This window comes from Actinacidiphila polyblastidii (genome assembly GCF_036353415.1).
In the GTDB taxonomy this organism is placed as follows: Bacteria; Actinomycetota; Actinomycetes; order Streptomycetales; family Streptomycetaceae; genus Actinacidiphila; species Actinacidiphila polyblastidii.
In genome coordinates this window covers 57552-82730 of the sequence record NZ_JAZEWV010000011.1, presented here as the reverse complement: position 1 = coordinate 82730, position 25179 = coordinate 57552, and the positions used below count along the sequence as shown (strand labels likewise).

Genomic DNA, 25179 nt, shown 5'->3' with positions numbered 1-25179 from the left:
GAACCGCCCCCGCGTCCTCACCCGGTCACCGACGTCGCGGCCTTGACCGCGGCGGTCACCGTGTCGCGCTGCTCCTGGAGGGCCAGTTGGTTCTGTTCGACCTGCTGGCGCTGGATGGCCGACTCGACGCCGAACCAGGTCTTCACCAGGCCGGTCTGCTTCTTGCAGGCGATGTCGGCGGTGGCGACCTGGATCGCCTTCGGGCCCACCGGCCGTCCGTGCACGTACGGCGCGAGGCGGGGGGCGTTGAGCGGGGTGTCGATCGTGTAGCCCCTGCTCTTCATGCACGCCGACCACGCGGTGACGACCTGCTGGACACCGGCGTCCGCCTGGGACTTGTCGAGGCTGGCCGCGTCGAGCCGCGACGCCAGGGTGGGGTCGACCCGGTCCGCACCCACCTTCCGGGCCGCCTCCGCCTTGCAGCCGCCGTCCGGCAGGGCCTTGCCCTGGTAGGACGGCGCCTTCGGTGCGGACGGCGCCGAGCCGGTGCGGCCGGTGAGCACGGTGCGGGCGGCATCGGTGAGCATGAGCTGCGGCCCGCCGGTCCCGTCCTCGCCCTCGTCCCCGAGGGTGTACCCGAACTTCGCGGCCTTGTCCGGCTCGGTGATGCCGTAGCGGCGGGCCATGTTGGAGTCGTCGTAGTTCGGCGGCGGGAGCGTGCCGCGCGGCGGGAGCGTGAGGCTGAAGCCGTAGCGCGCCATGCACCGCTCGGTGAGCTTGTCGATCGCCGTGCCGATCGTCACCGTCTCGGGGTACGTCTCCATGTACGCCTCAAGGGGGAGCACGAGTCCCTGGGCCAGCCCCGTCTTGGGCACGGGGGCGGGCCACGCGGCCGCCGCCACCCGGTTCGCGCCCGAGGTGCCCGGCGACGCCGTGCCGCCGCTCCGGCCGTCAGAACACCCGGCGGCGCCGGCGGTCAGCAGGACGACGCCGACCACGGCGGCGGGGAATCGGGCGCTGCGCCCACTGCGGTGCGGCATTTCGTTCCTCAGCGTCAAGTCGGGGTTCACCCATTCCGTTATCCCGGTGGAAGTCGCGCAGGACCGGAGGGAATGCATCCTTCCGGCGAATCGGCATCGGTGCGCAGGATGACCTCGGAAATATTTGCACGCTGCCGCACATCCGGCGCCGGGAATGCGCGGCGGCATTGCGCCGACCGGATCGCTTGACATCGATTCCTCGGCGAGAACCGGATTCCGATCGCTGATCGGGCTGCCGGTTCGCCGCCGGGTGCCTTCCGGTACGGCGTGCGGTCTCCTTGCCGCCGCGTGCCGGCCGGCGGAGACGCCCGCGCACGCTGACGTGCTGGACCCGCCCGCCACCGAGGAGCGGACAGCGCGGGCAGAGGCGGGCACGGGCGGGGTCTCGGCGAGTTCTCACGGTTGTTCCACCGTCGCCGTGCGGTGAGCCGATGCGAGCGGAGGCGCAATTGCGCCGATGCCTTCCCCGGAAAGGGGTCCCATAGCGCCATGGCCGCTGATAAAGGCAGGTCGTGGCCGCCGGGTGAATGCGGCGGGGAGGCGCGGACGAAATTCCGCGCACCGCCGGGGCCCTTGCCCGTCGCCCGCGAGGAGTGCGCGCGGGACAGCCGCGGCGCGGAGGCCGTCGCCGCCGCCGAGCGGCTCCCGCCGGGCGCGCGACCGCCGCGGGCACGGGGGCGGGCGTGAGGGGCGCGACGGGCGTACGGCCACGGCGCCACGGCCACGGCGCCACGGCGGACGGCCACGACCAGGCCGTACGGCCCCCGGCTGGCGGGCCGGTCAGGCCCCGGCGTCCCCGGTGTCGCGGGACTTCAGCCGCTCCGACTCGGCGCGGACCTCAGCGGCGGTGGCGCGCTCGCGGCGCAGCCAGCCCGGCTCCTCGGACTTCAGCGCCTCGATCTCGTCGGTGGTCAGGGGCTCGGTGACGCCCCCGCGGGCCAGGCCGGCGATGGAGACGCCGAGCCTGGCGGCGACCACCGGGCGGGGGTGCGGGCCGTTGCGGCGCAGGGCGCGCAGCCACTCGGGCGGGTCGGCCTGCAGCGCGTTCAGCTCGTCGCGGGAGACGACGCCCTCCTGGAAGTCCGCGGGGGTGGCCTGGAGGTACACGCCCAGCTTCTTCGCCGCGGTCGCGGGCTTCATCGTCTGGGTGGTCTTCTGCGACGTCATGGGGTCAAGGGTAACGAGCGCGCGCGCCCTGCTCGGACCACGGCCGGTAGCCTTGCCCGGTGACAGGCTCGGAAGTACCTCCCGCGTTCCGGTTGGCGTACGTCCCCGGTGTGACGCCCGCCAAGTGGGTGCGGATCTGGCATGAGCGGCTGCCCGACGTACCGCTCACGCTCACCCAGGTGCCGCCCGCGCAAGCCGCCGACCTGCTGCGCGGGCTCGACGCGGACGCCGGGTTCGTACGGCTGCCGATCGACCGCACGGACCTCAGCGCGATCCCGCTCTACACCGAGGCGACCGTGGTCGTGGTCCCCAAGGACCACCTCCTGGCGGCCGCCGACGAGGTGACGGCCGCGGACCTCGCCGAGGAGGTCGTGCTGCACCCCTTCGACGACACCCTGGGCTGGGAGCGGCCGCCGGGGCTGCCCGCGCTGGAACGCCCGGCCGCCACGGCCGACGCCGTCGAACTGGTCGCGGCGGGCGTCGGCCTGCTGGTCGTGCCGCAGTCGCTGGCCCGCCTGCACCACCGCAGGGACCTCACCTACCGGCCGTTGACCGACGCCCCCGGCTCGCAGGTCGCGCTCTCCTGGCGCGAGGACACCACCACCGACCTGGTGGAGGAGTTCATCGGCATCGTCCGCGGGCGCACCGTCAACAGCACCCGCGGCCGCGGTCCCACCCCGCCCCAGCCGAAGGGCCGGCGCGCCGAGGCGGCCGGCGGCGCGGCGGGCAGGAACCCGCGCGGCGGGGCCCAGAAGGGCGCCGCCAAGGGCGGCGGCAAGGCGGCCGGAAAGGCCGGCGGCAGGGGCGGCACGCCGAGGAACACTCCGAAGGGTGCGCCCAAGGGCGCCAAGCGGGGCAAGCCCCGCCGCCCGTAGCCGCCGGACGGCCCCGCCCGGGTGCCCGCGGTCGCGCGCACGGCGTCGCGCCGGTCGCCGTCGCCGCAGGCGGCCGGGCCGCGGGTCCGGAATGCCCCGGGCCCCCGCTGCCGCGCCTGCACCGTCGCGCGCCGGTTGCCCCGGCGCAGGCGGTCGTGGGCCGGCCGGGCCCTGGCCCCCGCGCGTACGGGTCGCGCGGCGGTTGCCGCCCGCAGGCGGTCGTGGGCCGGCCGGGTGGCGGCTACTCCCGTACGCCGTCGCGCGCCGCGCGCGACTGGCGGCATGCCTGGACGTACCCCCGCACCAGCGGGTTCGTGGTGGCGCGCGGCCAGGCCAGGGCGAACCGGCTGGGGGAGACGCCGCGGACCGGGCGGGTGGCGACGCCGCCGAGGGTGACCAGCGCCGCGTTGCCCGCGGCGAGCAGCACCACGCCGAGCCCGGCGGTGAGCGCCTCGTACGTCTCCTCGGTGCTCGCCACCTCCGCGCCGATGCGCGCCGGGCGGCCGCCGCGCGCGTCGGTGGCCAGCCAGTGGTCGCGCAGCGGGCCGGCCGCGGCGGGCAGTGCGAGGAACGGCTCGTCGAGCAGGTCGGCGAAGTCCACCGTGTCCCGCGCCGCCAGCGGGTGCCGGTCGGGCAGCGCCACCAGCCGCGGCTCCTCGGCGACGACCAGGTACGCGTACCGGTCCTGGTCGGGCAGCGGAAGCCAGACGAAGGCCACGTCGCTGCCGCCGTCCGCGAGCCCGGCGCTCGGGTCCTCCCAGCCGACATGGCGCAGCCGCAGCGCCGCGTCGGGGTGCGCGGCGCCGAACCGCGACCGGATGGCGGGCAGCAGCCCGCCGCGCCCCGGGCTGGTGCTCATGCCCACCACCAGGGTGCTGCGCTGGTCCGCCTTGGCGCCCTCCACCGCCGCCCACGCGTCGTCCCAGGCGTCCAGCACCCTGCGGGCCGAGGGCAGCAGCGCCGCCCCCGCCGCGGTGAGTTCGACGCCCTGCCGGCCGCGTACGAAGAGGGTGGCGCCCAACTGCCGTTCCAGCGCCCTGATCTGCTTGCTCAGCGCGGGCTGCGACACGAACAGCCGCTCGGCCGCCCGGGTGAAGTGCAGCTCGTCGGCGACCGCGACGAAGTACCGGAGATCCCGCCCGTGCACATCCATAACTATCGGTTATCACGGCGGGTCTTGGACGGGCAAGGGCGGCTGCGGGCAGAGTCGATCGCGTAAGGAAGCAGCAGCGGGAAAACGGGAGGCGTCATGAACAAGGTCTGGCTGGTCACGGGTGCGAACAGCGGTCTCGGGCGGGCGATCGCCGAGGCGGCGGTGGCCGCGGGCGATGTGGTGGTCGCCGCTGCCCGCCGGGTCGAGACGCTCGACGAGCTGGTCGCCGCACACCCCGACCAGGTCGAGGCGCTGCGCCTCGACGTCACCGACGGCGCGGCGATCGACGCGGCCGTCAAGGACGTGCTGGGCCGGCACGGCCGGATCGACGTGCTGGTCAACAACGCGGGCCGCACCCACGTCGGCGCCTTCGAGGAGACCTCGGACGCGGAGCTGCGGGACCTGTTCGAGGTGCACGTCTTCGGGCCGGCCGCGCTGGCCCGCGCGGTGCTGCCGGGCATGCGCGAGCGCCGCTCGGGGGCGATCGTGCAGATGAGCAGCATGGGCGGCCAGATGTCCTTCGCGGGCTTCTCCGCCTACAGCGCCACCAAGTTCGCGCTGGAGGGGATGACCGAGGCGCTGGCCGACGAGGTGGGGCCGCTGGGCATCAGGACGCTGATCGTGGAGCCGGGCGCCTTCCGCACCTCGCTGATGGGCAACGGCAGCGCCAGCGCCGAACTCCCCGACTACCAGGCGACGGTGGGTGCCACGCGGGCGATGCTCGCGGCCGGCGACGGAGCGCAGCCGGGCGACCCGGCGAAGGCCGCCGCGCTGATCATCGCGGCGCTGGAGGCCGAGCGGACCCCGCTGCACCTGCCGCTCGGCGAGGACGGCGTCGACGCCGTCCTCGGCCACCTCGACGAGGTCCGCGCCCAGGTCGGCGCCTGGCAGGAGCGCACCAGGGCCACCGCCTTCGACGCGTGAGCGAGGCCGCGCCACCGCGCGGCGACGGCGCCCGGCCCCCCTGGCGAGGGGGACCGGGCGCCGTCGTGGTCCGCGGAGATCCGTCTCAGCGGTGGTGCGGGGTGAGGCCGTCGTGGACGGCGGAGATCAGCTCACCGTCGGCGGTGTCGCCGTCGAGCGACCAGGCCATCGCGCCGCCGAGGTGGGCGGCCCGGATGAACGCGGTCTTCTGGGCGATGACCTGCGGGTCGTCGTAGGTCCAGAAGTTCGTGCCGTCGTAGAGCCAGGCGAAGCCGTCCTTCACGTCGCGGTGGACCGTGTACGTGCCCGACCGGGCGAGCGCCTCAAGGGCGTGGTAGTCCTCGTTGCCCGCCTGCCAGGTGGCCGGCGCCGGGCCGGTGGAGGACTGGAAGAGGCCGGCCGTGCCGCCGTCGGGCACACCCGTCCAGCCCTGGCCGTAGAACGGCACGCCGAGGACGAGCCGGCGGGCCGGTGCGCCGCGGCGCAGCCAGTCGCCGACCGCCTGGGTGTCGGAGAAGTCGTTCGCCACCGGGGTGTCGCGCGGGGCGCGCAGCGCGGACTGCTGGTTGGTGGTGGCCTCGTACGGGCCGTGGAAGTCGTAGCCCTGCACGGTGCCGAAGTCGAGGTACTTGAAGATCTTCTTCGCCTCGAAGCCCGCGTCGATCTTCGCGGGCGCCGCGGGCAGGAAGGCGCTCAGGTCGTAGTGCCTGTGGGTGGTGCGGCCGTACGCGTCGAGCTGCCTGCGGAACTCCGCGGCCAGCGCCGTGAAGTCCTGCTTGTCCTGGGGCCGGTAGACGGTGTCGGTGTCACCGGAGGAGCCCGGCCACTCCCAGTCGATGTCGACGCCGTCGAAGAGCCCGGCGGCCGAGCCCGGACCGCCCTTGCCGTCCAGCAGCGGCAGGTTGCCCTTGATGAAGATGTCCAGGCAGGAGGAGACAAGTGTGCTGCGGGAGGCGGGAGTCAGCGCCGCGTCGGAGAAGTGGGTGGACCAGCCCCAGCCGCCGATCGAGATCAGCACCTTCAACCGGGGGTTCTTCGCCTTGAGTTCGCGCAGCTGGTTGAAGTTGCCGGCGAGCGGCTGCTCGGCGGTGTCGGCGGTGCCGTCCACCGAGGTCGCGGCGTCCACCGGGTGCTGGTAGTCCGCCCACGCGTCGCCCTCACCGGCGACGTTGGCCTCGAAGCACTTGCCGTCGGCGCCGATGTTGGCGAACGCGTAGTTCAGGTGCGTCAGTTTTCCGGCGGTGCCGGAGGTCTGGACGTTCTTCACCTGGTAGTTGCGGGCATAGATGCCCCACTGGGTGAAGTAACCGACGCTCTTGTAGGCCGAGTCGGCCGACGCGGGGGCGGGGCGGCCGCCTCCGTGTCCGTCGTGGGCTTGCGCGGAGGTGCCGCCGGTGACGGCGGGCAGGACGGCGACCACGGATAGGGTGGCGGCCGTCGCGGCCATACGGCCGAGGAATCGTCGACGCATGGCCGGACGCTATTGGTCTGGACCAATGCGGGTCAAGGGAAACGGGTGAACCGGGTCCGTATACGCGGATCGGCGTAGACGCGCGGCGCTCCGCGCCCGGCCCCACGGACCCGGTCCGCCCCGGCGGCCCCCACTGCCCCGGCGGCCCCGACAGCCCCCCGGCTCGGGAGAGTTGCGAGGACGCGACGGAGCCCGGTGGCGCGCCGCCCGCACCCGCGGCCTCGGCGGCGAGACGCCGAGCGGGCCGCGGGACGGCCCGGAGGGCGACGGACCCACCGGGCGGGCGCCGGGACCGTAAACTCCCCTGGTGGACATACCTCCGCCGCCCCCGCCCCCGCCGTCCGCTGACGACGCGCCGCCGCCCGGCCCGGCTCCCGCCGACGCCCAGCCGACCATGCCGGCCGTGCCCGCGCCGCGTGCGGAACCGCCCGCCGAGCCGCGCGACCCGTTCGCCCCGCCGCCGCCCGGCGGAGCGGCGGGACCGCCGCCGGTCCCGATGCCGCCGCCTCAGCCCGGCGGGCCGTACGGCGCCCTGCCGGCCTACCCGCAGTCGCCGTACGGCACCGGCACCGGCACCGGCTCCGGCCCGTACGGCGGCCCGCCGCCGGGCGGCCCGTACCCGTACGGCGGCCCCGCCGGCTACGGCTATCCCCCGCCGCCGCCCGGCTGGTACGGCGGCTATCAGCAGAACCTGGGCACCAACGGCCTGGCGATCGCCTCGCTCGTGGTGTCGATCGCCGCCTTCTGCCTGCCGGTCGTCGCCGCCGTGCTCGGCATCTTCGGCCTGCGCCAGATCCGGCGCACCGGCCAGGGCGGCCGCGGCCTGGCGATCGCGGGCATCGTGATCAACAGCGTCGCGACCGTGCTGGTCGCGGTGTTCGTGGTGCTCGGCCTGGTCGGCGCCCTCGACGAGGGCAACACCGACGTGCAGGACATCAGGGTCGGCCAGTGCTTCAACACCGTCGGCAGCTCGCTGTCCGACTACGGGGGCGACGGCCGCCGTTCCACCAGCGTGGACGTAGTGTCCTGCGGCGACGAGCACGACGCGGAGGCGTACGCGGTCTTCACGCTGGACGAGTCCCTCGGCGACACGTACCCCGGGGTGGACCGGATCTCCGAGATCTCCAACGACAAGTGCGCCGACTACGCCGACGACTACCTGGGCGACCAGACGCTCGGCGACGACATGGACATCTACTTCTACATGCCGCCGAAGTCCGGCTGGAACCGCGGCGACCGGGCGGTGACCTGCTTCTTCGGCAGCAGCGGCGGCAAGGTGTCCGGCTCGGTGAAGTCCGGCGCCGGCACCGACTCCGACCCCGGCATGGGGGTCTGAGGCTCACCCGGAAGGTCTGAGGCTCACCCGGAAGGGGGGCGCGCGGAGCGGCCCGGGGGGCGGGCCGGCGGCCTCAACGAGGAGCTGCGGGCGGCTGACCGGCGGCGGACCGGCGGCGATACGGAATGTCATGTTAAGGGGAAGGCTTGCGGTCGAGTACCGACCGTTGCCAAGCTGTCGCAGACAGTCAACCCCTGGGAGGGGCACGTGGCCTTCGGTGAGCAGCCCGCCTATCTTCGAGTCGCCGGGGACCTGCGGCGGAAGATCCTCGACGGCACGCTGCCGCCGCACGCCCGGCTCCCCTCGCAGGCGCGCATCCGCACCGAGTACGGCGTCTCGGACACCGTGGCGCTGGAGGCGCGCAAGGTGCTGATGGCCGAGGGGTTCGTGGAGGGCCGCTCCGGCTCCGGGACCTACGTCCGCGAGCGCCCCCGCCGCCGGACGATCCTGCGCAGCGGCTTCCGCCCGGCCGGCCCGTCGACCCCGTACCGCCAGGAGCAGGCGGACGAGGGGAGCAAGGGCAGCTGGGAGTCCCGGAGCGTGCAGGACGTGGCCACCGCGGCCATCGCCGAGCGGCTGGGCATCGAGCCCGGCGAGCGGGTGATGCGCACCCACTACCTCTTCCGCACCGAGGGCGAGCCGTCGATGATCTCGACGTCCTGGGAGCCGCTGGGCCTGACCGCCCGCACGCCCGTGCTGCTGCCGGAGGAGGGGCCGGTCGGCGGGCAGGGCGTGGTGCCGCGGATGGCGGCGATCGACGTGCTGGTCGACCACATGGCCGAGGAGGTCGGCGCGCGGCCGGGGCTGGCCGAGGAGACCGCCGCGCTCGGCGGCGTGCCCGGCCACATCGTGATCGAGATCCGGCGCACCTACTTCGCGTCCGGCCGCCCGGTGGAGACCGCCGACGTGGTGATCCCCGCGGAGCGCTACCGGGCGGTGTACCACCTGCCGGTACGGTGAGTTGACGGGGCGTCAACTTCTGGACGAACGGCTGGCCGGTTCGGTACCTCTTCGTGTCAATGCGGACCCGCGCGGTGAAGCTCGGGCGTAGGGTCGGGCATATGCGCATCGCCGTTTCCTCGGACATGGATGAGCCCGTGGCCCGGCAGCTCCTCGACGAGCTGCGCCGGCGCGGGCATTCCGTGCTCGTGCACGGCGCCCTCGAGGACGGCGGCGCGGCCGCCGCCGGGACGGGCGCGGAGCCCGCGGCGGGGACGGCCGAGCGCGACGGCTGGGCGTGGAGCGCGTCCGCCGCGGCGCGGGCGGTGGCGGACGGCACGGCGGACCAGGCCGTCGTCTGCTGCTGGACCGGCACCGGGGCGTCGATCGCGGCGAACAAGGTCGCGGGGGTGCGCGCCGCACTGTGCGGCGACGCATACACCGCCGAGGGGGCACGGAAGTGGAACGACGCGAACGCGCTGGCGCTCAGCCTGCGTACGGTGTCAGGGCCGATGCTGGCGGAGATCCTCGACGCGTGGTTCGGGGGCCGGCCGAGCCGGGACCCGGAGGACCTGCGGAACGTGGCGCGTCTGAGCGCGGTGGAGGGGGGCTCGTCGTGACCGCGGAGCTGGTGTGGATGCTCATACGCCAGGACGCGGGCGGCAACCGCTACCGCGTCGGACGGTACGCGACGAAGGCCGAGGCCGAGCGGGTCGCGCAGTCGCTCGGCGACGCCGGGGCGCAGGAGGTCTACGTGATCGAGCGGGCGGCCCCGCGGGCGGCCCAGACGTGAGTGCCGGCACGGCGGAAGGACCCGGGACCCCGGCGGCCGGCGCGCCGCGGATCGTCGTCGGCGGCATCCTGGTGCGCGGCGGGCGGCTGCTGGCCGCACGGCGCACCGCGCCGGCCGAGACGGCCGGCCGGTGGGAGTTCCCCGGCGGCAAGGCCGAGCCGGGCGAGGACGAGCGCGCGGCGCTCGTGCGCGAGCTGCGCGAGGAGCTGGGCGTGGAGGTGCGCCCGCTGGTGCGCGTGCCGGGGGAGTGGCCGCTGACCGCGGGGTTCGTGCTGCGGGTGTGGACCGCGGAGCTGCTGCGCGGCGTCCCCGAGCCGCTGGAGGACCACGACGAGCTGCGCTGGGTGACGCCGCAGGAGGCCGCCGCGCTGCCCTGGCTGGACCCCGACCGTCCCGCGCTCGCCTGGGCGGCCGGCCGGCTGTGACGCCCGGCCCATGACGCCCGGCGCCTCGGCCGCGACGCCCCTGAGCCCTGACGGCTCCCGCAGCCCGGTTCCGGCGGGCGGTGGCGCCGCCCTGCCCGCGGCGGGACCGCGCGGCGGACGGCCGCCGCGGGCAGGCCACCCGTCTCCCCGCCCGGAGGGGCGCTTCGGCGGCGATAGGGGCAATATCGGGTAGGAGGGGACGAAACCCTCTTGGAGGCTGGGCGTGCGCCCCGGCCGGACCCGGTCGGGGGTGCAACGCATGAGCGCCAGCGGCGACGACCCCGCGCCCCCCTCCGACCGCGGGCAGCGCAGCGGCACCCTGCTGGACACCCTGCGCGTCGCCGTGGTCATGCTCGACACCAGCGGCCGGGTGCTGCTGTGGAGCCCGCTGGCGGAGGAGGTGCTCGGCTGGGCCGGCGAGCACATCGTCGGCCGCCGGGTGGGCGGCCTGTTCGGACCCGCGGAGGCGGTCGAGGGCGCCGACGGCGGCCCGCCGCGGCTGCGCTCCGTCCCCGAGCCGGGCCAGGCCGAGGCGATCCTCGCCGAGCTGCTGCGCGGCGGGCGCTGGGACGGCATCCTGTCGCTGCGCCACCGCGACGGGCACAGCGTGCAGGTGGAGACCAGGGCCAGCCTGCTGGTCGACGGCGACGGCCGCCCCTTCGTGCTGGCGTCCATGGTCGAGACCAGCAGACTGCGCACCCTGGAGCACGACCTGGCCGCGCTCGACTCGCTCTTCGACGCCTCGCCGCTCGGCGTGGCGATCTTCGACAGCGACCTGCGCTACGTGCGGGTCAACGAGGCCCTGGCCCGGCTGAACGGCATGCCCGCCGCCGACCACCTGGGCCGCACCGTCGCCGAGATCCTCGACCCGGTGAGCGCGGCGAACCTCACCGAGCTGCAGCGCACCGTGCTGGTCACCGGCCGCCCGGTGATCGACCTGGTGGCGCTCGCGCCGCACGGCCGCGGCCACCGCTCGCTGTCGTACCACCGGCTGGTGGACCGGGCCGGGCGGGTGCTGGGCATCAGCGCGACCGTCATGGACGTCACCGAGCGGGTGCAGGCCGCCGCGAAGGCCGAGCGGGCCCGGCGCCGCCTGGCGCTGCTCGACGACGTGGGCAGCAGGATCGCCGGGGTGCTCGACGTGCACCGGGCGGCGGAGGAGCTGGCCGAGGCGCTGGTGCCGACGTTCAGCGACTACTCCGGGGTGATCCTGCACGCCGAGGTGGCGGGCGGCGGGGAGCTGCCCTCGGTGCAGTACAGCGAGGGCACGCCGCTGCGCCAGCTGGGCGTGGGCGCGCTGCGCTGGACCCCCGCGGTCTCCCGGATGCTGCGCCGCGGCCAGCCGATCACCTTCACCGCCTCCTCGGTGTTCGGCACCGTGCTGTTCACCGGGCAGCCCCGGCTGGTCACCTCCGACGCCGAGCTGCGGGCCACCACCTTCCCCGAGGACCCCAAGGTCGAGGCGGCCGTCGAGCTGGGCGTCAACTCGCTGCTGGTGCTGCCGCTGCGGGCCCGCGGCGTGGTGCTCGGCCTGCTGGTGGTCGGCCGGGCCCGCCCCCGCGAGCCCTTCGACCAGGAGGACCTGGCGCTGGCCATGGAGCTGGCCGACCGGGCGGGCGCCGCGCTGGACAACGCCCGGCTCTACGTCCGCGAGCGCGAGGGCGCCCTGATGCTGCAGCGCAGCCTGCTGCCCCGGGAGCTGCCGGAGCCGCCCGGCGTGGAGATCGCCTTCCGCTACGTGCCGGCCAGCAGCGGCGCCGAGGTCGGCGGCGACTGGTTCGACGTGATCCCGCTGGCCGGCGGCCGGCTGGCCTTCGTGGTCGGCGACGTGATGGGCCACGGCCTGGGCGCCGCCGCGACCATGGGCCGGCTGCGCACCGCCGTACGGACCCTGGCGGGCCTGGACATGGCGCCCGACGAGCTGCTGCGCCGCGTCAACGAGCTGGGCGACGACCTCGCGCAGAGCCAGGCGGAGGGCTGGATGGCCACCGCCGTGTACTGCGTCTACGACCCCTCCACCCGCCGCTGCGCCATCGCCCAGGCGGGACACCTGCCGCCGCTGCTCGTGGAGCACCGGGACGACCCGGAGAGCTGCGACGCCCGGCTGCTCGACCTGCCGACCGGGCTGCCGCTGGGCGTCGGCTCCGAGCGCTTCGAGACCACCGAGATGGACGTGCCGGACGGCACCGTCCTGGTGCTCTACACCGACGGCCTTGTGGAGGCCCGCGGCAAGGACATCGGCACCGGTCTGGCCCGGCTGCGCGACACGATGTGCCGTCCGCTGGAGTCCCTGGAGGAGGCGTGCGACGAGCTGCTCTCCACCATGGAGCCGGGCCGCGAGCCGGACGACGTGGCGCTGCTGATGGCCAGGCTCGGCGGGCTGCCGGCCGGCTCCACCGCCGGCTGGACCTTCCCGGCCGAGCCGAGCGCGGTGCGGCTGGCGCGCCGCCGGGTCCGTGACACCCTGGTGGAGTGGGAGCTGACGGCGCTGTCGGACGTCACCATGCTGCTGGTCAGCGAGCTGGTCACCAATTCGCTGAGGTACGCGCACGGGCCGATCGGGGTCCGCATGGTGCGCGGCTCCTCGCTGCTGGTCGAGGTCTCCGATCCGCTGCCCGACCCGCCGCTGGAGCGGGTGGCGGACGAGGACGACGAGGGCGGCAGGGGACTGCAGCTGGTGGGCCGCAGCGCGCGCCGGTGGGGGACGCGGCACGGCACGCTGGGCAAGACGGTCTGGTTCGAACTGGCCCTGCCGTGATGGCCGGAATGGTTCGAAGGGACTGTGCCGGGTATGCCGAAGAGGCGGGAGCGAAGGGTGCGACCGTGGTGTTCCGGGGACGGCCCCCGTACCCCAGGAGCCGAGATGATGCTGTGATCGACAAGACCGTGTGCTGGACGGTCCTGATGCTGAATACTCGGCTCCAACCGGTCCGTGTGCTGAGCTGGAGGGGTCGGGCGTGAGCGACATGCCAGCCGGGGCGGTTCCGCCCGAAGACGACGTGGACCCGGCAGCGGCTGCGGTCTGGCGTTCCAGCCCGCCCGGCTCGATCTACGACTACATACGGGTCGCCTCCTTCTCGCTCGACAGCCGCGGCCGGATCGACCAGTGGAGCCTGCGCGCGGAGGAGTTCTTCGGCGTCCCCGCCGAGGAGGCGCTCGGCAAGGACCCGGTCGCCGCCTTCGCACCGCCCGACGTCCAGATCCGCGGCCACGAGCGGCTGGAGGAGATCCTCGACGGCCACGAGTGGACCGGCCTGGTGCCGTACAACGACGCCACCGGGCAGCGCGGCCTCGCCGAGGTCTACGTGATGCCGGCCGACCAGGGCGCCCTGTGCATCGCGGTGGACGTGGCCACGCTGCGTCAGATCGAGACCGATCTGGCCGCCTCCCAGGCGGTGTTCGGGCAGTCCCCGATGGGCTTCGTGCTCTTCGACACCCGGCTGCGGCTGATCCGCGTCAACGAGCGGTTCGCCACCGTCTTCGGCCGTCCCGCCGAGCAGCACCAGGGCCGCGGCCCGCACGACTTCCTGTCCCGCGTCGAGGCCGACCGGCTCAACGCCGCGCTGCGCCAGGTGCTGGAGACCGGCGAGACGGTGCTCGACATGCCGCTGGTCGGCACCGTGCCGGGCGATCCGACGCGGCGCCGCTGGACCATGTCGCTGTACCGGCTGCACAGCGGCAGCGGCCGGCCGATCGGCGTGGCCGGCCTGGCGATGGACGTCACCGGTCGGCAGCGCGCCGAGCGGGAGGCCGCGCACGCCCGCCGCAACCTGGCGCTGCTCAACGAGGCGGGGTCCAGGATCGGAACCTCGCTCGACCTGGAGACCACCGCCCGCGAACTGCTCGACGTGGCGGTCCCGCACTTCTGCGACCTGGCGTCCGTCGACCTCTACCAGGTGCTGCTGTCCGGCGAGGAGGACCTCACCGGCACCACCGACGGCAGCGGCGAGGTGCGCCGGGTGGCGTTCGCCAGCGCGGTGTCCGACGCCCCGGTGGTGATGGCGGGCGACGACGACATGGTCCCGGCGGACGGCCCGGTGTCGGTGGGCGCGGTGCACCGCTACCGGTTCGGCTCGGCCAGTGCCCGCGCGCTGCGCACCGCCCAGCCGCAGGTGCTCGACGGCGAGGGCGCGGGCGACCTCGGCGGCGCGCTCGTGCAGTGCACCCTGGTGGTGCCGATGGTCGCCCGCGACACGGTGCTCGGCCTGGTGCAGTTCTCCCGCGCCAAGGGCAGCGAGCCGTTCACCGAGCGGGACCGGATGCTCGCCGAGGAGCTCGCCGCCCGCGCCGCGATCTTCCTGGACAACGCCCGCCTCTACCGCCGCGAGCACGAACGCGCGCTGATCCTTCAGCGCAGCCTGCTGCCGCCGGACGACCCCGAGGCGGCCGGCCTGGACATCGCCTGCCGCTACCTGCCCGGCAGCATGGAGACCGAGGTCGGCGGCGACTGGTTCGACGTCATCGACCTGCCGGGCCACCGCACCGCGCTGGTCGTCGGCGACGTGATGGGCCGCGGCCTGCGCGCCGCCGTCGCGATGGGCGAGCTGCGCACCGCCGTGCGGACGCTGGCCATGCTCGACCTGGAGCCCGCCGAGGTGCTCACCGCGCTGGACGAGGTGGTCAGCGGCCTCGGCGCGCCCGGCAGCGGCCGCCGCGGCAAGGACCCGGGCGACGCCGACCTCGCCGAGGTCTACCTGGCCACCTGCGTCTACGTGGTCTACGACGCGGTGACCCGCCGCTGCACCATCGCCAACGCGGGCCATCTGCCGCCGGTCGTGGTGGAGCCGGACGAGAGCCCGCTGCTGCTGGAACTGCCCCGGGGCGTGCCGCTCGGCGTGGGCGGCGAGCCCTTCGAGGAGATCGAGGTCGAACTCACCGACGGCGCCCTGCTCGCGCTCTACACCGACGGCCTGGTGGAGTCCCGCAGCCATCCGCTCGACGAGGGCCTGGACGCCTTCCGCACCTCGCTCGCCGGCCCGTCGAGGCCGCTGGAGGACATCTGCGACTACGTGCTGGCCACCCTGGACACCGCGCACGGCGAGGACGACATCGCCCTGCTGCTGGCCCGCGTCCAGGGGCTGTCCCCCGACAAGGTCGGCGACTGGACGCTGGAGGCGCAGCCGACCTCGGTGGCCAAGGCCCGCGAGCGGGCCCGCGAGCAGCTGCTCACCTGGGGCCTCGAAGACCTGGTCGACACCACGGAGCTGCTGGTCAGCGAGCTGGTGACGAACGCGCTGCGGCACGGCTACGGCGACATCAGGCTGCGCCTGCTGCTGGACCGCACGCTCGTGTGCGAGGTGTGGGACAGCGCGCTGATGCAGCCGCGCCGCCGCCGCGCCCGGGAGACCGACGAGGGCGGCCGCGGGTTGCAGCTGGTCGCCATGCTCAGCCAGAGCTGGGGCAGCCGGCGGACCCACCGCGGCAAGACCGTGTGGTTCGAACTGGCCCTGCGCGGCGGCCAGTCCGCGTCCGCCGGGCCGTCGGTGGACGACCTGCTCAGCATGTTCTGACCGTCAGCATGTTCTGACCGTCAGCCCGTTCCGCACGTCGGCCCGGCGGTCGTCCCAAGCGCCGCCGCCCCCCGAGCCGCCCGCAGCCCCCGGACCGCCCCCCCGAGCCGCCCGCACGCCCCCGGTTACGGCGTGCCGGTCTTCAGCCGGGCCAGCCGGGCGTCGACCTCGGCGGCGTCCGACACCGAGTCCAGCGACTCGAACTGCGCGTCCAGTGAGGACGCGGCCAGCTCCTGGCGGCCCTGGGCGCGGGCCTCCTCACGCCGCACCTTGTCCTCGAACCGGCCCAGGTCGCTGGTCGGGTCGAGCACGTCGATGCTCCTGACCGCGTCGAGCATGGTGTTCTGGGCGTGCGCGGTACGGGACCTGGCGACCAGTTCGTCGCGCCTGGCCTGCAACTGCGTGAGCTTGGCCCGCATCTGGTCCAGGCCCGACTTGAGCTTGGTGACCGTCTCGTTCTGCCCGGCGATGACCGGTTCGGCGGCCGACGCCTCCTTCTCCGACTGCAACTGGCGGTCCAGCGCGATCCTCGCGAGGTTGTCGAAGCGGTCGGCCTCCGCCGCGCCGCCCCCGCCGCGCAGCCCGTCCGCCTTGCGGCTGGCGGCCAGCGCCTTGCCGCCCCACTCCGCGGCGGCGGCCACGTCCTCGGCGTGGTCCTGCTCCATCATCCGCAGGTTGCCGATGGTGTCGGCGACGGCGTTCTCCGCCTCGGCGATGTTGGCGGTGTAGTCCCTGATCAGCTGGTCGATCATCTTCTGCGGGTCCTCGGCCTGGTCGAGCAGCGCGTTGACGTTCGCCTTCGCGAGCTGCGCCACCCGCCCGAGGATCGTCTGCTTGGTCATCGCTCAACTCCCTGTGCTGCACTGTCGGATACACACCGTCGCCGCCGTGGCGGCGGGGCTGTCTGGTAGGGCGGCGCGGGCCGGTACGGGCGCGCGGGCCGGTACGGCGGCGGCATCAGAACCGGCCGCCCGAGCCCATGCGGCCGCGGGTCTGGCCGCCGCCGAACGCCCCGGGGCCGCCGCCGAAGCCGCCGCCCATGCCGCCGAACCCGCCGAACCCGCCGCCTCCGCCGAGCAGGTCGCCCAGCAGGATGCCGCCCAGCACCGCGCCGCCCATGCCGCCCATCCCGGACGTCCGCCTGCCGCCGCCCACGCCGCCGAAACCGCTGACGTCGTGGCGGGCGTACTCCTGGGCCTCGCGGGCCAGCCGGTCGGCCTCCCGGGCGTGCTCCAGGGCGCCGGCCGCGTCGTCGGCGGCGGACGACTCGGCGAGCCGCAGCCGCCGTTCGGCCTCGGCCAGCCGGGTGCGGGCCCGGCTGCCGATCGCGCCGCGGTGCGTGGTGATCTGGTCGGCGGCCGCCGCGACCTCGCTGCGCGCGGCGAGCAGCGCCTGCTCCAGCGACCCGTGGGCGCGCCGCCGCGCCTCCTCGTGCTCGCGCACCCCGGCCAGCGACGCGTCGAGCGCCGCGTCCGCCTCCTCCACCCGGCGCAGCGCCGCGATCGGGTCGTGCCGTCCCGCTGCCAGCTCCTTGTGGACCTCGCCGAGCACCGCCTCGGCGCGGGCGATCCGGCCGCGCAGGTCGGCGGCCGAGCCGTGCGGGGCAGCGGCGAGCAGGCCGCGCGCCTCGGCGAGGTCGGCGTCGGTCTCGGCGAGCGCGTCGCGCAGCTTCGCGTCGGCGCCGCGCAGCTCCTGCTCCCTGCGGGTGACCGAGTCGGCGAGGGTCGCCGCCTGGTCGAGCGCGCCCTCCGCCGCGCGGACGAACACCGCGGCGCGCCCCCGGTCGGAGTCGACCAGGCCGCGCGCCTGGCCCAGGCTGGCGCGGGCGAACTCCAGCCGGTCGCGGGCCTCGGCCGGGTGTCCCGCGACGCTGTCGAGCGCGGCGTCGCTGTAGCGGGCGGCCAGCGGCGCGAGCACCTGCTCGGCCGCGGCGATCCGGCCGGGCAGGGCGGCCGCCGCGGCCTCGGCCTGCGCCAGCACCTGCGGGGCGTTCGACTCCATCGCGCGCAGCCGGTCGAAGGCGTCGGACTCGGCGTCCAGCCTGCGGTTGGCCTGGGTACAGCGGGACAGGATCTCGTCGAGCATCTCGCGGCGGGTCGCGTCGTCCTCGGGGAAGGCGTCGTCGAGCCTCTGCCGCAGCCGGAAGGCCGCGGTCAGCTCGCCCCTGGCGTACTCCACCGCCTCGGCGAACGGCTGCGCGGCCTCGTCGCCGAACTGCGCGGCGGCGAAGCCGACCTCCTCCTGGCTGGTGCGGACCGCGTCGTCGGTCGCCACCAGCAGATGCCGGGCCTGCGCGTCCAGCTCCGGCAGCGGGGTGAGCGGGGTGGGCCGTCTGGGGCCCCACCCGGGCGCACCGGCCGTGCGGCCGGCGCCGGCCGGGCGCACGGCGGGCGGCCTCGGGGCGCGCCGCCTGCGGTACGCCCACAGGCCGGCGAAGAGCGCGGCGGCCAGCGCGACCACCGGAATCCACAGCACGGCCGCGCCGTTGGCGCCGCCGCCGTCCTGGCCGCCGCCGGGGTCGGCGGCGCCCGGGGTGAGGGCCGGCGCGGTCACCGCCTGCCCGGCGAGCACCGCGCCGAAGCCGCCGGCCGCGCCGATCGCCGCGCCCGCCCAGTCGTTCGCGCGCAGCGCGGGCTCGATCGCCTGGTCGTTCACCTCGTCCAGCTGGGCCTGGCTCAGCCCGGCGCCCTGGTCGGCGGAGACCGCGTACTGCCGGGCGTGGGTGGCGACCGCGAGCAGCAGGTCCTTGCGGCCCAGGCCGTTCTTGACCGCGGTGGCGTTCGCCCAGTCCTGCGGGCTGCGGCCGGAGAAGGTGGCGACGTAGGCGACGAAGAGCTGGACCCGCTGGTCGCGGTCGAGGGCGGCGAGGGCCGAGCGGACCTGGGCGGCGCGGTCGCCGAGGGCGCCGACCCGGTCGGTGACCTGGCCCTCCCTGGACAGCGGTATGGGACCGTCGCCCGGGGCGGCGGCCGGCGGCGCGGCGGCGCCGTAGGCGGTGACGACCGCCAGGGTGGGCAGCGCGGTCAAAGCCGTCACGGCGGCGAGGGCCGTGAGCACGGCGGGAAGGCTCCGTCGTCTCCTGCGCACCGCGCCGCCTCCCGCTCGCCCGCGCCACGGCGCACCCCGTGGCTCCTTTTTCGGAGGCTATGCGGGGTTTGCCCGGGGCGCGACTCCGGGCCGCCGTCACGGTGCGGCGGCGGCCCGGAGCCGTACGCCGGCGGCCTGGAGCGGTACGGGGGCGCGCGGGCCGGGCGTCACTGCCCGCGGCGGCGGATCCGGGAGCCGAGCCAGACCAGCGGGTCGTACTTGCGGTCGACCGCCCGCTCCTTCAGCGGGATCAGCGCGTTGTCGGTGATGTGGATGTGCTCGGGGCAGACCTCGGTGCAGCACTTGGTGATGTTGCAGAAGCCGAGGCCGTGGTCCTCCTGCGCGGACGCGGCCCGTACCAGGCCCTGGTCGGCGGCGGCGTCCAGCGGGTGCATGTCCAGCTCGGCGATCCGCATGAGGAACCGCGGCCCGGCGAAGGCCGCCTTGTTCTCCTCGTGGTCGCGCACGACGTGGCAGGTGTCCTGGCACAGGAAGCACTCGATGCACTTGCGGAACTCCTGCGAGCGCTCCACGTCCACCTGCTGCATCCGGTACTCGCCGGCCGCGACGCCCTCGGGCGGCACGAACGCCGGCACCTCGCGCGCCTTCCGGTAGTTGAAGGACACGTCGGTGACCAGGTCGCGCACCACGGGGAAGGCCCGCATCGGGGTGATCGTCACCGTCTCCTCGCGGGAGAACACCGACATCCGGGTCATGCACATCAGCCGCGGCCGCCCGTTGACCTCCGCGCTGCACGACCCGCACTTGCCCGCCTTGCAGTTCCAGCGCACCGCCAGGTCCGGCGTCTGGGTGGCCTGCAGCCGGTGGACGATGTCGAGGACCACCTCGCCGTCGTTCACCTCGACCTGGTAGTCCCGCAGGTCGCCGCCGTCGGTGTCGCCCCGCCACACCCGGAAGTGGGCCGTGTACGTACTCACGCGTCGAGCTCCTCGTCCGTCAGGTATTTGAGCAGCTCGTCCCGCTCGAACAGGCCGAGCAGATCGGGCCGGATCGGGTCGGTCGGCCGCCGGTGCAGCGCGACCGCGCCGGCCTCCTCGTCGAGGGCGCACACCAGGTTGACCTTGCGCCAGGCGCGGTCCATGCCGGGATGGTCGTCGCGGGTGTGGCCGCCGCGGCTCTCGGTGCGCTCCAGCGCGGCGCGCGCCACGCACTCGCTGACCAGCAGCATGTTCCGCAGGTCGATGGCCAGGTGCCAGCCGGGGTTGAACTGCCGGTGGCCCTCCACGCCGGCCCGCAGCGAGCGGGCCCTCAGCGCCCGCAGCCGCTCCAGCGCCTGCTCCATCTCGGGTCCGCGGCGGATGATGCCGACCAGGTCGTTCATCACCTGCTGCAGCTCCTGGTGCAGGGTGTACGGGTTCTCCGGGGCACCGTCCGGCGCACTGTCCGGTGCGTCCCCCGGCGCGCCCCGCGCCGCCTCCACGTCGCCGACCGGCGCGAAGGGCCGCAGCGCCTCGGTCGCCGCGGCGTCCACCAGCGCGTCGCCGGCCCGCGGGCGCTCGTCCCCGGCGAGGGAGGCCGCGTACTCCGCCGCGAACAGTCCGGCGCGGCGGCCGAAGACCAGCAGGTCCGACAGGGAGTTGCCGCCCAGCCGGTTGGAGCCGTGCATGCCGCCGGCGACCTCGCCGGCCGCGAACAGCCCCGGCACGCCGCGGGCCGCCGCGGTGTCCGGGTCGACGTCGACGCCGCCCATCATGTAGTGGCAGGTCGGGCCGACCTCCATCGCCTCCGCGGTGATGTCGACGTCCGCCAGCTCCTTGAACTGGTGGTGCATCGACGGCAGCCGCCGGGTGATCTCCTCGGCGGACAGCCGCGTCGACACGTCGAGGAAGACCCCGCCGTGCGGGCTGCCGCGGCCCTCCTTCACCTCGGAGTTGATCGCCCGCGCCACCTCGTCGCGCGGCAGCAGCTCGGGGGGCCTGCGGTGGCGGTCCGGGTCGCCGTACCAGCCGTCGGCCTCCTCCTCGCTCTGCGCGTACTTCTCCTTGAAGACGTCCGGCACGTAGTCGAACATGAAGCGCTTGCCGTCGCTGTTGCGCAGCACCCCGCCGTCGCCGCGCACCGACTCGGTGACCAGGATGCCCTTCACCGACGGCGGCCAGACCATGCCGGTGGGGTGGAACTGGATGAACTCCATGTTGATCAGCGGCGCCCCGGCCAGCAGCGCCAGCGCGTGGCCGTCGCCGGTGTACTCCCAGGAGTTGGAGGTCACCTTGAAGGACTTGCCGATGCCGCCGGTGGCGAGCACCACCGCAGGCGCGTCGATGACGAACAGCCGGCCGGACTCCCTGACGTACCCGAAGACCCCGGCCACCCGGGCGTCCTGCCCGGGGCGGTCCTCCTTCAGCACGCGGGTGACGGTGCACTCCTGGAAGACCTTCAGCCGCGCCTCGTAGTCGCCGCTGTCCGCGAAGTCCTCCTGCTGCAGCGAGACGATCTTCTGCTGGAGGGTGCGGATCAGCTCCAGGCCGGTGCGGTCGCCGACGTGGGCGAGCCGCGGGTACTCGTGGCCGCCGAAGTTGCGCTGCGAGATCTTCCCGTCGGGGGTGCGGTCGAAGAGCGCTCCCCAGGTCTCCAGCTCCCACACCCGGTCCGGCGCCTCCTTGGCGTGCAGCTCCGCCATCCGCCACTGGTTGAGGAACTTGCCGCCGCGCATGGTGTCGCGGAAGTGCACCTGCCAGTTGTCGCCGGAGTTGACGTTGCCCATGCTCGCCGCGATGCCGCCCTCGGCCATCACCGTGTGCGCCTTGCCGAACAGCGACTTGCAGATCACCGCGGTCCGCAGGCCCCGCTCGCGCGCCTCGATGGCGGCCCGCAGCCCCGCGCCGCCCGCGCCGACCACGACCACGTCGTACGCGTGCCGTTCCACATTCGTCATCTCAGAAGAACCTCGGATCGTCGAAGGCGCCGCTGGACACCAGGTACACGTACAGGTCCGCGACACCGACGCTGACCAGCGAGGACCAGGCCAGCAGCATGTGGCGGCCGTTGAGCACCCCGACCCAGCCCCACAGCCGGTAGCGCACCGGATGCCGGGAGAAGTGCCGGAGCTTGCCGCCGATGATGTGCCGGCAGGAGTGGCAGGACAGGGTGTACGCCCAGATCAGCGTGATGTTCGCCAGCAGCACCACGGTGCCCAGGCCCATGTGCCCCCAGCGGCCGTGCGCGTCCCGGAAGCCGAGCGCGGTGTCGTAGGTGAGGATGCCCGCCACGACCAGCGCCAGGTAGAAGAAGTACCGGTGCGCGTTCTGCAGGATCAGCGGCAGCCGGGTCTCGCCGGTGTACGTCGCGTGCGGCTCGGCGACCGCGCAGGCCGGCGGCGACGCCCAGAAGCCGCGGTAGTACGCCTTGCGGTAGTAGTAGCAGGTCAGCCGGAAGCCCAGCGGGAAGACCAGCACGAGCAGCGCCGGGGACAGGCCCCACCAGTGCCCGAACAGCGCCCAGTCGGCGCCGCCCTTCATGTCCGTGCAGTTCGAGGCGAGGCACGGCGAGTAGAACGGCGACACGTAGGGCGCCGCGTAGTAGTGGGAGTTCGCGAACGCCCGCCAGGTCGAGTACACGACGAACGCGGCCAGGCCCAGGGCGGTGGCCAGCGGTGGCACCCACCACCGGTCGGTCCGCAGGTGCGGTGCCGCGATCGCGGCGCGTCCGGGGGCCCGGACGCCGCGTGCCTGTGTGTCGGGGGTGGAGGAAGTGGTTCCGGTGGCCAAGGGGGACTCCGAAGGAGCGGGGGTGAGGGGTGTGCGCGGCCGGGCGGGGCCCCGGGCCGGGGCCGCGGGCTCAGGGCGCGTGCCGGTACGGCGAGCCCAGCCCCTCGTCCTCGGCGTCGGTCCACAGGCCGCGGTCGTACGGGGCGTCCGAGATCGACACCATGTCGACCGTGCGGGACCCGGCCGCGGCCGGCGCCGACGCCTGCAGCAGCCCGAGGCTCTCGCGCAGGTGGGCGGCGTCGGCGCGGACCCGGCGCATGTCCAGACTGTCGCCCGCCTGCTCGTCCAGGCGCGCGACGCAGCGCATCAGATCGTCGAGCCGTCGCTGTACCGAGGTCAGGTCGTCGTGCAGGGACATGGGGGTGCCCTCACCATCTGCCGCCGTGCGGTGGGTGTGACGTGGTCGCTCTCGCGGTCGCGCATGCGAGTGTTTCGCGTCACACCGGGTCTTGTGAAGACGGCTGCACGGATTCCCGCCGCAGGTGGTAAGCGCGGCCGGCGTGGGCCGGACGGGTGGTCTCCGCGGGCGCACCGGCGGGTCTGCGGGCCGCCCCGGCTGCCGGTGATGTGCCATGAGCGCGCGGATTAGACCGACAAACGGCACGTCAGACCAGATGAAATGTCCCCGGACGCCAGGGTTCGCCCACCGCGCCGCCGGGGCCGCGGAGGTGTCACCCATGAACCACAGCGTGTACCCGCCCGCCCCCGCCCCGGCGCCGGCGCCCCGGCGCCGGGCCGTGCGCATCGCCGTGGCGCTCACCGCCGGGGCCCTGCTCACCCTCGCGGCGGGCTGCTCGTCCTCCGGCACCCACGCGGCGAGCGTGCCGGGCGCCGACCTGGCCAAGGTCGCCCGCGCCAAGGTGCGCGACGGCGGCACCCTGCGGTGGGCGGTGGACAGCGTCCCGCGCACCCTGAACGCCTACCAGTCCGACGCGGACGCCGACACCGCGACGGTCGCCGGCGCCACCCTGCCGCAGATGTTCACCCTCGACGCGCACGGCACCCCCCATGCCGACGCCGACTTCGTCAGCCGCGCGGAGGTCACCGCCACAGAACCGCGCCAGGTCGTCACCTACACCCTCCGCCCCCAGGCCCGCTGGAGCGACGGCCGGGCGATCGGCGCCGACGACTTCGCCGGCCAGTGGAAGGCGCTGAACGGCCGGAACTCCGCGTACTGGACCGCCAGCACGGCCGGCTACGACCGGATCTCCGCGGTCGCCGCAGGCCCGAAGGCACACCAGGTCGAGGTCACCTTCGCCACGCCCTACGCGGACTGGCGCTCGCTCTTCAGCCCGCTGTACCCCAAGGCGGTCACCAGCAGCCCCGACGCCTTCAACGACGGCGCCCGCACCAAGCTGCCGGCCGCCGCCGGCCCCTTCGCGGTGCGGGCGGTCGACACCAAGGCCGGCACCGTCACGCTCGGCCGCAACCCCTCGTGGTGGGGCGACCGGGCCAAGCTCGACGCCATCGTGCTCACCGCGGTGCCGCGCGCCCAGCGGGCGGCCCGGCTCGCCGCCAGGACGGTGGACATCGCCGAGATCGACCCCGGCGCGCTGGCCGCGGTCCGCCGCGAGCCCGGCGTCGCGGTGCGCAAGGCCCCCGACGCCGCCTACGCGCAGCTCGCCATCAACGGCACCGCCGGCGCGCTGACCGACGAGCGGGTACGGCACGCGGTGGCCCGCGCCATCGACCGCAAGGCGATCGCCAGGGCGGTGCTCAAGCCGCTCGGGCTGCCGGTGCAGCCGCTCGGCAACCACCTGGTGCTGCCCTCCCAGGAGGGCTACGCCGACCACAGCTCGGCGCTCGGCAAGCTGGACGTGCAGCAGGCGCAGGCGCTGCTGGCCGACGCGGGCTGGCAGCGGTCGGCCGCCAAGACCGGCGAGAAGGCGGCAGGGCCCGGCGACACCTCGGCGGCCGGAGCGCTGACCGTGGTGGAGCCGGCCCGCGCGGTCGCCAAGAACGGCAAGCCGCTGACGCTGCGGATGGTGCTGCCCTCGGACTCGCCCACGCTGGACGACGTCGGCGGCCGGATCGCCCGGATGCTGTCCGGCATCGGGGTGCGGACCGAGATCAGCAAGGTCAAGGACGAGAGCTACTTCCAGGACCACATCGCCTCCGGCGACTTCGACCTGGCGCTGTACTCCTGGCCCGGCACCGCCTTCCCGGCCACCGACGACACCCCGATCTTCGCCAAGCCGGTACCGGCCCCCGACGGTTCGCTGACCGTCGCGCAGAACTACAGCCGGGTCGGCACCGACCAGATCGACCAGCTGCTGACCCGGGCCGGCGCCGAGCTGGACGCCTCCACCGCCCGCGACCTCACCGACGAGGCCGACTCCCGGATCTGGGCCGCGGCCGGCTCCATCCCCCTCTACCAGCGCCCCGAGGTGGTCGGCCTGCGCACCGCGGTCGCCAACGCCGGCGCCTTCGGCTTCCAGACCCCCTCCTACGCGGACCTCGGCTTCCGCAAGTAGCCGGCGGCGGCCCGCGAACAGCGCAGGCGCCGTAGGCGCCGCGGACCCCGCAGGCCCGGTCCCGCCCCCCCGCACGGGGGCGCGGGGCCGGGCCTCCGCGCGGCCGGCGGGGTCGCGGCAGCCGGGTTCACGTCCGGCGGGGGCGCGGGGCCGGGGAGGGCCGGGCCGGGAGGCCGGGCGAGCCCGGAGACGCCGGCGAGGCCGGCAAAGGTGGCATGAACACGATCCGGGATGCCGGCGCGGCGGCGGCACCGCCGCCACCAGCGCGGACGCCCCTGGCCGGACGGCGGGCGGCCGGGGCCGCCGCGGGCCCGTAC

At 75.0% G+C, this 25179-nt stretch carries 20 protein-coding genes; 10 read left to right on the top strand and 10 right to left on the bottom strand.

The genetic code is table 11. The features are described from left to right. Positions 1–17: 17 nt before the first annotated feature. Both V2S66_RS15945 and V2S66_RS15940 read right to left on the bottom strand, forming a co-directional pair. The gene (locus V2S66_RS15945) at positions 18–980 is read right to left on the bottom strand and encodes a hypothetical protein (protein WP_330795905.1); all 963 of its coding nucleotides are present in this window, start codon (positions 978–980) and stop codon (positions 18–20) included. A gap of 780 nt (positions 981–1760) precedes the next feature. Beyond that, positions 1761–2147: a DUF5997 family protein gene (locus tag V2S66_RS15940; RefSeq protein WP_330795904.1), complete on the bottom strand. Its 387-nt coding sequence runs from the start codon at positions 2145–2147 to the stop codon at positions 1761–1763. A gap of 59 nt (positions 2148–2206) precedes the next feature. Here V2S66_RS15940 and V2S66_RS15935 point away from each other — a divergent pair, with 59 nt between their 5' ends. Then, positions 2207–3022 carry a LysR family substrate-binding domain-containing protein gene (locus V2S66_RS15935; protein WP_330795902.1) on the top strand — a complete coding sequence of 272 codons (816 nt, stop codon included), beginning with the start codon at positions 2207–2209 and terminating at the stop codon, positions 3020–3022. A gap of 241 nt (positions 3023–3263) precedes the next feature. On the opposite strand, the gene V2S66_RS15930 is transcribed toward V2S66_RS15935, so the two are convergent. After that, positions 3264–4175: a LysR family transcriptional regulator gene (locus tag V2S66_RS15930; protein ID WP_330795901.1), complete on the bottom strand. Its 912-nt coding sequence runs from the start codon at positions 4173–4175 to the stop codon at positions 3264–3266. Positions 4176–4271: 96 nt separating this feature from the next. On the opposite strand from V2S66_RS15930, the gene V2S66_RS15925 reads away from it, so the two are divergent. Then, on the top strand, positions 4272–5099 hold the full coding sequence (locus V2S66_RS15925) for an oxidoreductase (RefSeq protein ID WP_330795899.1): 828 nt from the start codon (positions 4272–4274) through the stop codon (positions 5097–5099). An 85-nt stretch (positions 5100–5184) separates the two neighbouring features. Here the strand turns inward: V2S66_RS15925 and V2S66_RS15920 are convergent, their stop codons facing one another. Next, positions 5185–6570 (bottom strand): glycoside hydrolase family 18 protein, encoded by a 1386-nt coding sequence (locus V2S66_RS15920; RefSeq protein WP_330795897.1) that lies wholly within the window; start codon positions 6568–6570, stop codon positions 5185–5187. 307 nt (positions 6571–6877) lie between these two features. Here V2S66_RS15920 and V2S66_RS15915 point away from each other — a divergent pair, with 307 nt between their 5' ends. The 7 genes from V2S66_RS15915 to V2S66_RS15885 all read left to right on the top strand — a co-directional run bounded on the left by V2S66_RS15915 (position 6878) and on the right by V2S66_RS15885 (position 15573). Further along, positions 6878–7906 (top strand): DUF4190 domain-containing protein, encoded by a 1029-nt coding sequence (locus V2S66_RS15915; protein ID WP_330795895.1) that lies wholly within the window; start codon positions 6878–6880, stop codon positions 7904–7906. A 207-nt stretch (positions 7907–8113) separates the two neighbouring features. After that, on the top strand, positions 8114–8866 hold the full coding sequence (locus tag V2S66_RS15910) for a GntR family transcriptional regulator (protein WP_330795893.1): 753 nt from the start codon (positions 8114–8116) through the stop codon (positions 8864–8866). 101 nt (positions 8867–8967) lie between these two features. After that, the gene (locus V2S66_RS15905) at positions 8968–9465 is read left to right on the top strand and encodes an RpiB/LacA/LacB family sugar-phosphate isomerase (RefSeq protein ID WP_330795892.1); all 498 of its coding nucleotides are present in this window, start codon (positions 8968–8970) and stop codon (positions 9463–9465) included. Positions 9466–9482: 17 nt separating this feature from the next. Then, positions 9483–9638: an SPOR domain-containing protein gene (locus V2S66_RS15900; protein ID WP_330796178.1), complete on the top strand. Its 156-nt coding sequence runs from the start codon at positions 9483–9485 to the stop codon at positions 9636–9638. Continuing rightward, positions 9635–10063: a (deoxy)nucleoside triphosphate pyrophosphohydrolase gene (locus tag V2S66_RS15895; protein WP_330795890.1), complete on the top strand. Its 429-nt coding sequence runs from the start codon at positions 9635–9637 to the stop codon at positions 10061–10063. Before V2S66_RS15900 ends, V2S66_RS15895 begins: the two co-directional genes overlap by 4 nt. Positions 10064–10322: 259 nt before the next feature. Then, positions 10323–12821 (top strand): SpoIIE family protein phosphatase, encoded by a 2499-nt coding sequence (locus V2S66_RS15890; protein WP_330795888.1) that lies wholly within the window; start codon positions 10323–10325, stop codon positions 12819–12821. A gap of 208 nt (positions 12822–13029) precedes the next feature. Then, positions 13030–15573 (top strand): SpoIIE family protein phosphatase, encoded by a 2544-nt coding sequence (locus V2S66_RS15885; RefSeq protein WP_330796176.1) that lies wholly within the window; start codon positions 13030–13032, stop codon positions 15571–15573. Positions 15574–15698: 125 nt separating this feature from the next. Here V2S66_RS15885 and V2S66_RS15880 read toward each other — a convergent pair whose 3' ends face one another. The 6 genes from V2S66_RS15880 to V2S66_RS15855 form a co-directional block, all read right to left on the bottom strand. Next, positions 15699–16415, bottom strand: coding sequence for a PspA/IM30 family protein (locus V2S66_RS15880; RefSeq protein ID WP_330795887.1), 717 nt, complete (start codon positions 16413–16415; stop codon positions 15699–15701). 115 nt (positions 16416–16530) lie between these two features. Further along, positions 16531–18630 carry a TPM domain-containing protein gene (locus V2S66_RS15875; RefSeq protein ID WP_413966407.1) on the bottom strand — a complete coding sequence of 700 codons (2100 nt, stop codon included), beginning with the start codon at positions 18628–18630 and terminating at the stop codon, positions 16531–16533. Between the two features lie 197 nt (positions 18631–18827). Beyond that, positions 18828–19598: a succinate dehydrogenase/fumarate reductase iron-sulfur subunit gene (locus tag V2S66_RS15870; protein ID WP_330795885.1), complete on the bottom strand. Its 771-nt coding sequence runs from the start codon at positions 19596–19598 to the stop codon at positions 18828–18830. After that, the gene (locus V2S66_RS15865; protein WP_330795883.1) at positions 19595–21556 is read right to left on the bottom strand and encodes a fumarate reductase/succinate dehydrogenase flavoprotein subunit; all 1962 of its coding nucleotides are present in this window, start codon (positions 21554–21556) and stop codon (positions 19595–19597) included. Before V2S66_RS15865 ends, V2S66_RS15870 begins: the two co-directional genes overlap by 4 nt. 1 nt (position 21557) lies before the next feature. After that, complete coding sequence (locus V2S66_RS15860; protein ID WP_330795881.1) at positions 21558–22388, bottom strand: hypothetical protein; 831 nt, start codon at positions 22386–22388, stop codon at positions 21558–21560. A gap of 70 nt (positions 22389–22458) precedes the next feature. After that, positions 22459–22746, bottom strand: a complete 288-nt coding sequence (locus tag V2S66_RS15855; protein ID WP_330795879.1) for a hypothetical protein — start codon at positions 22744–22746, stop codon at positions 22459–22461. Between the two features lie 319 nt (positions 22747–23065). Here V2S66_RS15855 and V2S66_RS15850 point away from each other — a divergent pair, with 319 nt between their 5' ends. Then, positions 23066–24862: an ABC transporter family substrate-binding protein gene (locus V2S66_RS15850; RefSeq protein WP_330795877.1), complete on the top strand. Its 1797-nt coding sequence runs from the start codon at positions 23066–23068 to the stop codon at positions 24860–24862. Positions 24863–25179: the final 317 nt, after the last annotated feature.